The organism is Roseomonas sp. TS2 (assembly GCF_058833935.1).
On record NZ_JCACVY010000147.1, the window covers coordinates 1 to 11,235 of the forward strand.

General features: G+C 72.7%; 11 protein-coding genes. All 11 read right to left on the reverse strand.

Annotation, left to right across the window (positions count from 1 at the left end):
* The coding region (locus ACZJYS_RS18515) for a helicase HerA domain-containing protein (protein ID WP_493179873.1) at positions 1-929 on the reverse strand (929 nt) is incomplete at its 3' end.
* 93 nt (positions 930-1,022) lie between these two features.
* Positions 1,023-1,478, reverse strand: coding sequence for a bleomycin resistance protein (locus ACZJYS_RS18520; protein ID WP_493179874.1), 456 nt, complete (start codon positions 1,476-1,478; stop codon positions 1,023-1,025).
* Between the two features lie 66 nt (positions 1,479-1,544).
* Positions 1,545-2,012 carry a DUF6644 family protein gene (locus ACZJYS_RS18525; protein ID WP_493179875.1) on the reverse strand — a complete coding sequence of 156 codons (468 nt, stop codon included), beginning with the start codon at positions 2,010-2,012 and terminating at the stop codon, positions 1,545-1,547.
* Positions 2,013-2,022: 10 nt separating this feature from the next.
* Positions 2,023-2,412 (reverse strand): DUF6152 family protein, encoded by a 390-nt coding sequence (locus ACZJYS_RS18530; protein ID WP_379634593.1) that lies wholly within the window; start codon positions 2,410-2,412, stop codon positions 2,023-2,025.
* A 67-nt stretch (positions 2,413-2,479) separates the two neighbouring features.
* A complete protein-coding gene (locus ACZJYS_RS18535; protein WP_493179876.1) occupies positions 2,480-3,409 on the reverse strand; it encodes a DMT family transporter in 930 nt (309 codons plus the stop codon).
* 190 nt (positions 3,410-3,599) lie between these two features.
* A complete protein-coding gene (locus ACZJYS_RS18540; RefSeq protein WP_493179877.1) occupies positions 3,600-4,775 on the reverse strand; it encodes a phosphoserine transaminase in 1,176 nt (391 codons plus the stop codon).
* A gap of 60 nt (positions 4,776-4,835) precedes the next feature.
* Positions 4,836-5,696: a PhzF family phenazine biosynthesis protein gene (locus ACZJYS_RS18545; RefSeq protein WP_493179878.1), complete on the reverse strand. Its 861-nt coding sequence runs from the start codon at positions 5,694-5,696 to the stop codon at positions 4,836-4,838.
* Between the two features lie 72 nt (positions 5,697-5,768).
* Complete coding sequence (gene thiD, locus ACZJYS_RS18550) at positions 5,769-6,584, reverse strand: bifunctional hydroxymethylpyrimidine kinase/phosphomethylpyrimidine kinase (RefSeq protein WP_493179879.1); 816 nt, start codon at positions 6,582-6,584, stop codon at positions 5,769-5,771.
* Entirely contained in the window at positions 6,584-7,993 is a 1,410-nt protein-coding gene (gene glmM / locus ACZJYS_RS18555) for a phosphoglucosamine mutase (RefSeq protein WP_493179880.1), read from the reverse strand. The genes thiD and glmM overlap by 1 nt, the downstream gene beginning before the upstream one ends.
* Before the next feature lie 72 nt (positions 7,994-8,065).
* Positions 8,066-8,995, reverse strand: coding sequence for a dihydropteroate synthase (gene folP / locus ACZJYS_RS18560; RefSeq protein WP_493179881.1), 930 nt, complete (start codon positions 8,993-8,995; stop codon positions 8,066-8,068).
* A 92-nt stretch (positions 8,996-9,087) separates the two neighbouring features.
* Positions 9,088-11,010, reverse strand: coding sequence for an ATP-dependent zinc metalloprotease FtsH (ftsH, locus tag ACZJYS_RS18565; RefSeq protein ID WP_109515469.1), 1,923 nt, complete (start codon positions 11,008-11,010; stop codon positions 9,088-9,090).
* Positions 11,011-11,235: the final 225 nt, after the last annotated feature.

Genomic DNA, 11,235 nt, shown 5'->3' on the forward strand with positions numbered 1-11,235 from the left:
CCTGTCCGCCGGACGCGGCCATCGCCCAGGCCTATGGCACGCGCTCCGTGGGGCGGGCGCGGCGCCTCGGGTTCCGCCGTGGCGGCCAGGATCAGCTCGCGGGCATCCTCCGGCGCGGTCTGCGGCAGCGGGATTAGGCCGGGGTTGGTGCCGCGCGATTCCGTCTCCACCGGCCCGATCTGGATGGCCAGCGGCCGGCGGGAGAGCGCCGGGCCGAGCGCCACGAAGCTGCCGCGCGGCAGGTCGCGGAACATCTCCGCCTGGCGGCGCTCCATGCCCAGCAGGTCGGCGGCGCGGGCCATGTCGATGTCGAGGAAGGTGCGGCCCATCAGGAAGTTGCTGGCCTCGGCCGCCACGTTCTTGGCCAGCTTGGCCAGGCGCTGCGTGGCGATGATGCCGGCCAGCCCCCGCTTGCGCCCTCGCGACATCAGGTTGGCCATGGCGCCGAGCGAGGCCCGCCGCGCCTCGTCCGACACCTCGCCGGCGGCGGCGGGGGCGAAGAGCTGCGCCTCGTCCACCACGACGAGCATCGGCGACCAGTGGTCGCGCTCGGCATCGAACAGCCCGCCGAGGAAGGCGGCGGCATGGCGCATCTGCCCGTCCGCGTCCAGCCCCTCGAGGTTCAGCACCACCGAGACGCGGTGCGCCCGCACGCGGTCGGCGGCGCGCTGCAAGGCGCCTTCGGTGTGCTGGGAGGCGTCGATCACCAGATGGCCGAAGCGGTCGGCCAGGCTGACGAAGTCGCCCTCCGGGTCGATCACCGCCTGCTGCACCCAGGGGGCGGACTGCTCCATCAGCCGACGCAGCAGGTGCGACTTGCCGGAGCCGGAATTGCCCTGCACGAGAAGACGGGTGGCGAGCAGCTCCTCCAGGTCGAGCATCCCCGCCTGCCCCGCCGTCGTCCTGCCCATGTCGATGCCGACCGTCATTCCACTGTCATCCCGGGCTCCGCCTGTTCAGGGCGCGGAGCTATAGCGGATCGGGGCGCGCGGGGCACGGCGCGGGGCGCGGAAAATGCGGCCCTACGCCTCCGGCCCGGCCCATGGCCGCCGGCCGAGCGGTGCGGAGAAGCGGAGCAGGTAGCCATCCGGGTCCTGCACCAGGAACTGCCGCACGCCGAGCTCGGCTTCCCCGGCCCGGTACCATTTCTCCTCGGGCGGCATGAAGAGCGGCCAGCCCTCGTGCTCCAGCGCCTCCAGGACCGGCGCGAGGGCGGGCACCGTGATCTCCAGGTTCAGCCCCCGGCCAAGCGGCGCCTCCAGCGGGCCGGTGATCCAGTTCCTTCCCCTGCCCCGTTCCTCCAGCATGACCTGCGCGCCGCCGCGGTCGAGACAGGCGAAGCCTTCCTCGGTCCGCGCATAGGCCACCCGGAAGCCGCACAGGTCGCGCCAGAAGCGCAGGCTGGCCCCGAGGCTGGCGACCAGCAGCTCGGGCACCAGGACGGCGCGGGGGAAATCCTCTTCCGGTGCGGCGGGCATGGCGTGCGCTCCTGGCCCCCGGCGCGGGAGCAGCCCATCTGCGCGGCCCCGGCGCCGGGCGTCAACTCAGAGGAAGCCGATCCACCGCCCCGCCAGCACGGCGAGCGTCCAGACCAGCAGCGAGAGCAGCGCCGCCACGCGCAGCGCGGCGCCCGTCTCGCCCTCCGCCAGGGCGCGGCGCCAGGGGGCGCCGCGGTGCAGCGCCAGTGCGTTCAGCGTGCCGGCCAGCACCAGGGCCAGCTTGACCTGGAAGGCGGCGTTGGCGAGATAGGCGCCGGGCGAGACGCTGAACAGCAGCAGCCCGGTGAGCAGCGCGAAGCCCAGCCCCCACCCCGCCATCCGCGCCAGCGGCCCGGCCAGATGCGGCAGCGGCACGCCGCGGAACACCCCCAGCAGCCGCAGGTCCAGCGTGGCGATGGCGCCCAGCAGCACCCCAATCGACAAGATGTGCGCCGCATTGGCCAGCGGATAGGCGATGGCCGAGCGCCGCAGCGCGGCACCCGGCCAGGCCGCCAGGGCCTCGATCCATTCCAAGGCCGCGCCCTCAGTTGCCGCGGATGCGCTCCGGATAGATGTCGTAGATGCGGTCGGCGGTGCGCAGGCGCACGGCCTTCATCCGCTTCTCGTCGCCCTCGCGGGCGCGGTTACCGATGGCGGTGATGCTGTCGCCAACCTTCGCCGAGCCTTCGGCGAAGCCCGCCCGCTGGGTCTGCGAGGGATTGCCGAGTTCCACGGTCCAGACGCCGTTATCCGCGGTCTCCACCCGCAGGGTGGGGTGCGGCGGGCCGATCCGCACCTCGCGGACGGTGCCGCGCAGCTCCATCTGCTCCGATTCCGCCCAGGACCAGCCATGATGCGCGGCCGCCCCGGAGGCGCCGAGCACCATCATCGCGAAGCCACCTGCCAGACGTGGCAGCAGCCGGTTCGTCGCCATGTCTCTCCCTCCCGTTTCCCGGCCGGACGGAACCTGTCCGGCCAGGCTTATCTGGGGCGGCGGCGGCTCATGTCGACAGGGGGCGGGGGCGCAGCGTGCCCAGCGCCACGCCGCCCAGCACCAGCGCCATGGCCACGGCGTGGTAGGCATGCAGGCTCTCGCCCAGCAGCGTGGCGCCCAGCGCCAGCGCATAGGCCGGGATCAGGTACATGGACATGCTGGCCCGGGCGGCGCCGACCTGGCTGACGACGCGCGCGAAGGCGCCATAGGCCCCCACCCCCGCCACCAGGCCGAGGAACAGCATGCCCCAGACCGCCCGCACGCCCAGATGCGGCACGCCGAGGCTGGACCATTCCAGCAGCATCAGCGGCGCCATGCCGAGCGCGCCGCCCGCCGCCACCGCCCACAGCAGCAGCAGCGGCGGCAGCGCCACCGGGCGGTGCCGCAGCAGCGCCGTGTAGCCGGCCCAGGCCAGGATGGCGAAGAACATCAACGCGTCGCCCGGGTTGAACTCCAGCCGCAGCAGCGCGGCAAGATCGCCCCGGAAGGTGGCGACGGCGATGCCGGTGAAGGCGCAGGCGATGCCCGCCACGACGGAGAGCCGCAGCCGCACCCTCCAGACCACCCGCTCGATCAGCGCCACCAGCAGGGGTGACATGGCGGCGATGAGGGCGATGTTGCCGGCGCTGGTATAGGCCGCCGCGCCATATTGCGGCGCCACGCTGACCACGCCGCCCAACAGCGCCAGGAGCGCCAGCACGCCGGGCGGCGCCTGCCGCAGCGCGCCCTGCCGCAGCGGCGCCCACACCACCGGCAGCAGCACCAGCGCCGCCACCAGCCAGCGGCCGAAGCCCAGCGTCACCGGCGGCACGGAGCCGCTCAGCCAGCGGGCCGCCACCATGTTGCTGGCGAAGAGCAGCGGCGCGCAGAGGAACAGGAACACCAGGACCCAGCGTGGCCCGGAGGGGCTGTTGGCGAGCGATGATGCCAGACGCATGGCTGTGGCCTCGGCGTTGATCCGTGGCCACAGGGTAGGGAATTTGCGTCAGGCGTTCTTACCGAAATAGGCGGCGGCGGGGGCGCGATTCAGAAGCCCCTTCTGTCTTTTCCCGAAAAACAGAAGATATTTCCGCGCTCACGCCCCGGAGAGGCAGGCTGTTCCGCAAAACAGCCCTGCCTCCCCGGCCTCAAGCCGGGCGGAACTCGGCTTCGACCGCATCCATGGCCCAGTCCACCCAGGGCAGCAGGGCGCGCAGGTCGTCCGTCTCCACCGTGGCGCCGCCCCACAGGCGCAGGCCGGGCGGGGCATCGCGATAGGGCGCCACGTCCAGCCCGGCCCCCTCGGCCTCCAGCCGCGCGGCGAGGGATTTCGTGGCGCGGGCCTGGGTGGCCTCGTCGAGCGCGGCGAACCACGGCGCCACCAGCTTCAGGCAGATGGAGGTACAGGAGCGGGTCTCGGGCCGCTCGGCCAGGAAGGCGAAGCGGTCCTGCCCCGCCACCCACGCCGCCACCGTGGCGAGATTGGCCTCGGAGCGCGCCACCAGCGCCGGCAGGCCGCCGATCGACTCCGCCCAGCGCAGCCCGTCCAGCGCGTCCTCGACGCAGAGCATGGAGGGGGTGTTGATGGTGTCGCCCTGGAAGATGCCCTCGATCAGCCGGCCGCCCTTCGTCAGCCGGAAGATCTTCGGCAGCGGCCAGGCGGGGCTGTGGGATTCGAGGCGCTCCACCGCGCGCGGCGAAAGGGCCAGCATGCCGTGCGCCGCCTCGCCGCCCAGCACCTTCTGCCAGGACCAGGTGACGACATCGAGCTTCCGCCAGTCCAGCTCCATGGCAAAGGCGGCGGAGGTGGCATCGCAGATGGCGAGCCCCTCGCGCTCCGCGGTGATCCAGCCGGCATCGGGCAGCCGCACACCGCTGGTGGTGCCGTTCCAGACGAAGACGCAATCCCGTGCCGGGTCCACCCGCGCGAGGTCGGGCAGCTGGCCGTAGGGCGCCTGGATCAGCCGCACATCCGGCAGGCGGAGCTGCTTCGTGATGTCGTTGGCCCATTCGGCGGAGAAGCTTTCCCAGGCCAGCACATCCACCCCGCGCGGCCCCAGCAGCGACCACAGCGCCATCTCCACCGCCCCCGTGTCCGAGGCCGGCACGATGCCGAGGCGCCAGCCCTCCGGCATGCGCAGCACGGAGCGGGACAGGGCGATGACCTCGGCCAGCCGCGCCTTGGGGTCCTTCGCGCGGTGGCTGCGGCCGAGCAGCGCGCCCTCCAGCGCCACCAGCGACCAGCCCGGCCGCTTGGCGCAGGGGCCGGAGGAGAAGCACGGATTGGCCGGGCGGCGGGTCGGCTTGGGGTGGGGCTGCGCCATGCGATCGGGACTCACTGCTTCAGGAAGGCGGGGCGGGTTTGCGCCCGCCGGCCGCCACGATCAAGCGGGCGGCAGCACCACGCTGCCGCGGGCGTAAAGCACGGCGTGCCCGCCCATGCGGATACGCTCCCCCGCCCGCTCGCACCACAGCGTGCCGCCGCGCGCGCTGGCCTGCCGGCAGACCAGCCGCTCCCGCCCCAGCCGCTCCGCCCAGAGCGGCACAAGCTGCACATGCGCCGCCCCCGTCACCGCATCCTCGTTGATGCCGACGCGGGCGGCGAAGTAGCGCGAGACGATGTCATGCACCCCGTCATCCCCCGGCGCGGTGGCGATGACGCGGGAGCCGGCGGCGCCGGGGTCCGGCAGGGTGGCGATGCGGTTGTGGTCCGGCGCCAGGGCGCGCACCGTCTCGGCCTTGTCGAACAGGCAGATCCAGTCCCGCGCCTTCCACACCTCGCGCGGCACGGCGCCGAGGGCGGCGGCGAGGCCCTGCGGCGCGCAGGCGGCGCGGCGCGGCGGGTTGGCCGGGAAGTCCAGCACGAAGCGCTCCCCCTCCCGGCTGACACCGAGGAGGCCGGAGGCGGTACGGAAGCGCAGCGCCCCCTCCTGCCCCATCTCGCTGGCCAGGATGAAGGCGGTGGCCAGGGTGGCATGGCCGCAGAGCGCCACCTCGGTGATGGGGGTGAACCAGCGCAGATGCCACTGGCCTGGGCCATCGGGGACGAAGAAGGCGGTCTCGCTGAGATTGTGCTCGGCCGCCATGGCCTGCATCAGCGCATCCGGCAGCCAGGCATCGAGCGGCACCACGGCGGCGGGGTTGCCGGCGAAGGGGCGCTCGGCGAAGGCATCGACCTGATAGACCGGGACGCTGCGCGGCAGCCGGTCAGGCGGCGGGGTGGTGGGCGGGGGCGGCAGGCTCATGGCGGCTCGGTCCGGGCGTTGTCGCGGCCCAGCTTGCCCGAGCCATGCCGCAGGCGCGAAGGCGGCGCCGCGTCATGCCAGGGTTGCGAGTCGCGCCGGGTCCAGCGTCACCGCATGGTTCAGCGGCCCGTGGCCACGGCCGAGGCCGGGCGCGGAGCGCAGCGCCGCCTGCACATAGGCGCGGCCGCGCGCCACCGCGTCCCGCATCGGCATCCCCTGCGCCAGCCCGGCGGCGATGGCGGAGGCCAGGGTGCAGCCCGTGCCATGGGTGTGGCGGCTGTCGATGCGCGGGCTCTCGAAGGTCTCGATGCCCTCGGCGGTGGCCAGCACGTCGACCAGCGTCTCGCCCGGCAGGTGGCCGCCCTTCAGCAGCACGGCGGGGGTGCCCATCGCCAGCATCCGCCGCGCCGCCGCCTTCATCTCCGCCACGGTGGAGACCGTCTGGCCGGTGATGACCTCGGCCTCCGGCAGGTTGGGCGTCAGCAGGGCGGCGAGCGGCAGCAGGCGGCGGCGCAGCGTCTCCACCGCCTCCGGCGCCAGCAGGGCATGGCCGCCCTTGGCCACCATCACCGGGTCGGCGACGAGCGGGATGCCGCGCCCATGCGCCGTGACCGCGTCGCACACCGCCTCGATGGTCGGCACATCGGCCAGCATGCCGGTCTTCAGCGCGTCGGCGCCGATATCCTCGAGGCTGAGGCGGATCTGCAGGCGGATGAAATCGGGCGGCACACCATGGACGGCATGGACGCCCAGCGTGTCCTGCGCCGTCAGGGCCGTGACGGCGGTGGCCGAATAGGCGCCGAGGGCGGTGCAGGCCTTGATGTCCGCCTGGATGCCGGCGCCGCCCCCGGAATCGGAGCCGGCGATGATGAGGACGCGCCCCCGCATCACGCGCCGCCCTCCACCGTGGCGTCGGGCGCGGGGCGCTCGGCCACGGCGCCGGCGGCGGCGCGAGCGCGGATCAGCGCGGCCAGGCCCTGCACCGTCTCCTCCACCAGCGCCTCCTCCTCCGCCTCGGCCATCACGCGGATCACCGGCTCGGTGCCGCTGGCGCGGATCAGCACCCGGCCGCGCTGGGCGAGCCGCGCCTCGGCGGCGGTGATCGCCTCCTGCACGGCGGCGTCCTTCAGCGGACTCACGCCGGCGTAGCGGACATTCACCAGGCGCTGCGGCAGCGGCGTGAAGGAGCGGCAGATGGCGCTGGCCGGCCGCCTCTCCTCCGCCAGCACGGCCAGCACCTGCAACGCGGCCACCAGCCCGTCGCCCGTGGTGCCGAAATCGCTCAGGATCATGTGGCCGGACTGCTCGCCGCCGAGGTTGCAGCCCGTCTCGCGCATCCGCTCGGAGACGTAGCGGTCCCCCACCTTGGTGCGCAGCAGCTCCAGCCCCTGCCCCTTCAGGAAGCGCTCCAGCCCGAGATTGGACATGACGGTGGCCACCACCGCCTTGCCGTGCAGCCGCTTCTGCTTCGCCCAGGACTGCGCCACCACGGCCAGGATCTGGTCGCCATCGATGATCTGGCCCTTCTCGTCGGCCAGCACCAGCCGGTCCGCGTCGCCATCGAGGGCGATGCCGAGATCGGCGCGGCGCTCGCGCACCAGCTCCGCCATGCGGGCGGGGGCGGTGGAGCCGCATTCGCGGTTGATGTTGAAGCCGTCCGGCGCAACGCCCACCGGCACCACCTCGGCGCCCAGCTCCCACAGCACGGTCGGCGCCACCTTGTAGGCGGCGCCATTGGCGCAATCGACGACGATGCGCATGCCGGAGAGGCTGCGGCCCTTGGGGAAGCTCGCCTTCACCGCCTCGATGTAGCGGCCCGGCGCATCCTCCAGCCGGCTGGCGCGGCCGAGGCGGGAGGGGCCGACGAGCTGGGCGGAGAGATCGCCCGCCATCAGCGCCTCGATCTCCGCCTCCTCGGCATCGGAGAGCTTCAGCCCGTCGGGGCCGAACAGCTTGATGCCGTTGTCCTCGAACGGGTTGTGGCTGGCCGAGATCATCACGCCGAGATCGGCCCGCAGGGAGCGCGTCAGCATGGCGATGGCGGGCGTCGGCAGCGGCCCGACCAGCACCACATCCATGCCCGCGCCGACAAAGCCCGCCGTCAGCGCCGGCTCCAGCATGTAGCCCGAGAGGCGCGTATCCTTGCCGATGACGACGCGGTGCCGGTGGGCGCCGCGATTGAAGAAGCGGCCGGCGGCCTGGCCGAGGCGCAACGCCGTGGAGGCGTCCATCGGCGCCCGGTTGGCGACACCCCGGATGCCGTCCGTGCCGAACAGGCGGCGCACCGCTTCACTCATGCCGGGCTTCCTCTCCAATCCCCGTGGGTTGCTGTAGCGGCGCCGGGAGGCCGCGCGCAAGCGAGGCCGCCCTCAGCCCAGCTCGGCCGCGGCGCCGTCGGTGCAGGCCCGCCACATGCGCAGCGCCTGCACCGTCTCGGCCACGTCGTGCACACGCAGGATGCTGGCCCCCGCGCTGGCCGCGGCCTGGGCGACGGCCAGGCTGCCGGCCAGCCGCCCGGCCGCCTCCTCCACCCCCGTCACCTGGCCGATGAAGCGCTTGCGCGAGGCGCCGACCAGGATGCGGCAGCCGATGCCCGCCAGCAGCGGCAGGCGCTGCATCAGCAGCAGGTTCTGCGCCCCCGTCTTACCGAAGCCGAGGCCGGGATCGATGGCGATGCGCCCGCGCGGGATGCCCAGCGCCTCGGCCGTCTCCACCCGCTGGCGCAGGAAGCGGGCCACCTCCAGCACCACATCGGCGTAGTTCGTCTCCTGCTGCATGCGGCGCGGGTCCAGCACCGGCATGTGCATCAGCACCACCGGCGCCCGTGCCTCCTGCACCACCCGGATGGAGGCGGGCTCCTGCCGCAGCGCCGTGACGTCGTTGATGATCTCGGCCCCCGCATCCAGGGCGGCGCGCATGGTGGCGGGGTGGCGGGTGTCCACGCTCACCACCGCCGCCTTGGCCAGTTCCCGCACCACGGGCAGCACCTCGACCCGCGCGCCGCCATTGGAGAAGCTGTCGGGCGTGGTGTTGAGGATGCCCATCACCAGCGGGCGGTCGTTCGGCAGGCCGGCGAAGGGCAGAGGGCGGCGCGTCAGCGGCGGCAGCAGCGCCTCCCAGCCATCGCCGGGCAGTTCCGCGACGGGGTGGATGCCGAGGTCCCGCCCCTCCTCGATCAGCCGCGCCAGCGGGAAGGCGGCGGGGCCGCCGGCCAGCGGCAGGGCGTACCCGTCGCGCACCGCCTGGAGTGCCACCGGCCCGTGCAGCAGGCCGGCCGGCTCGATCCAACGTTCGACCATCTTCCCGTCCCTCGCGACCGGCCAAAGAAAAAGGGCCCCGTCTCCGGAGCCCTTTCCTTATCGCAGCTTCCCGCCGCAGGACCAGGGGCGCCTCAGGCGCCCGGCTGCGGCGCCGGGTTGCCGAAGCCGCCCGGCCGCGTCGGCCGGCCGGAGCTGGGCACGCTGCCGCGGCCGGCGGCGGTCGGCTCGTCGGGGCGGTTGCGCACCACCGGCTCGCCCTTGATCACCTGCCGGATCTCGTCGCCCGAGAGGGTCTCGTATTCCAGCAGGCCCTTGGCCAGGGCGTGCAGCTCCTCGATGTTGGTCTGCAGCGTGTGCTTGGCGCGGGCATAGGCGTCGTCGATGATCGCCCGCACCTCGCTGTCGATCTCCCGCGCGGTGGCCTCCGAGACGTTCTTCGACTGCGTCACAGAGTGGCCGAGGAAGACCTCCTGGCTGTTGTCGCCATAGGCGATCATGCCGAGCTTCTCGCTCATGCCCCACTCGGTGACCATCATCTTGGCCTGGTTGGTGGCCATCTTGATGTCGCCCGAGGCGCCGTTCGAGACCTTGTCGGCGCCGAAGATCAGCTCCTCGGCGACGCGGCCGCCCATGGCCATCGCCAGCTCCGCCTTCAGCTTGCTCTTGTGCTTGCTGTAGCGGTCGCCCGCCGGCAGGGACATGACGAGGCCCAGCGCCCGGCCGCGCGGGATGATGGTGGCCTTATGCACCGGGTCGCATTCCGGCTCGTGCAGGGCGACGAGGGCATGGCCGGCCTCGTGATAGGCCGTCATCTTCTTCTCGTCGTCCGACATCACCAGGCTGCGGCGCTCGGCGCCCATCAGCACCTTGTCCTTGGCCATCTCGAACTCGTGCATGCCGACGGTGCGGCGGCCCGAGCGGGCGGCGAGCAGCGCCGCCTCGTTGACGAGGTTGGCGAGGTCGGCGCCCGAGAAGCCCGGCGTGCCGCGTGCGATGGTCTTGGGATCGACGTCGGAGGCCAGCGGCACCTTCCGCATGTGGACGCGGAGGATCTTCTCGCGGCCCGACACGTCGGGGTTGGGCACCACCACCTGGCGGTCGAAGCGGCCGGGGCGCAGCAGCGCCGGGTCCAGCACGTCCGGCCGGTTGGTGGCGGCGATGAGGATGACGCCCTCATTCGCCTCGAAGCCGTCCATCTCCACGAGCATCTGGTTCAGGGTCTGCTCGCGCTCATCGTTGCCGCCGCCGAGGCCGGCGCCACGATGGCGGCCCACCGCGTCGATCTCGTCGATGAAGATGATGCAGGGGGCGTTCTTCTTGCCCTGCTCGAACATGTCGCGCACGCGGCTGGCGCCGACGCCCACGAACATCTCGACGAAGTCGGAGCCCGAGATGGTGAAGAAGGGCACGTTCGCCTCGCCGGCGATGGCGCGGGCGAGCAGCGTCTTGCCGGTGCCGGGCGGGCCGACCAGCAGCACGCCCTTCGGGATCTTGCCGCCGAGGCGCTGGAACTTCTGCGGGTCGCGCAGGAAGTCCACGATCTCCTCCAGCTCGCCCTTCGCCTCGTCGATGCCGGCCACGTCCTCGAAGGTGACGCGGCCCTGCTTCTCGGTCAGCAGCCGGGCGCGGCTCTTGCCGAAGCCCATGGCCCGGCCGCCGCCGCCCTGCATCTGGCGCATGAAGAAGATCCAGACGCCGATCAGCAGCAGCATCGGGAACCAGGAGAGGAGGTAGTGGAAGAGCGGGTTGACGTCGCTCTCCTCCGGCTTGGCCACCACCCGCACGCCCTTGTCGGTCAGGCGGCTGACCAGGGCGGGGTCCTCGGGCGTGTAGGTGCTGAAGGTGCGGCCGTCCGAAAGCTGCCCCGTGAGGGTGCGGCCCTGAATGGTCACGTCCCGCACCCGGCCGCCATTCACCTCGTTCAGGAAGTCGCTGTAGGCGACCTGCTGGCCGGTCTGGCGGGTGGAGGAAGAAGGTTGAAAGAGATTGAACAGCGCCACGAGCAGCAGCGCCACGATCACCCAGAGCGCCAGATTGCGGCCGAAATTGTTCACCGTGCGGTTCCCATCCGTGTGCCGGCCCGAGGAGGCATCCTGGCCCAGCGCCATGACAAGATAGGGCGCCCGGCACCATTCTGAAACCTTGCCGCGCACGTCATCTTGCACCGGCGTTATTTATAGGCGCACAACGGCCCGCCAAAGGGAGCAAAATCGGCAGCCACCGGCCATCCGAGGCCGAGCGGCGGGACCGAGACCGCCTCCCCGCCCCTCCACAGAGCC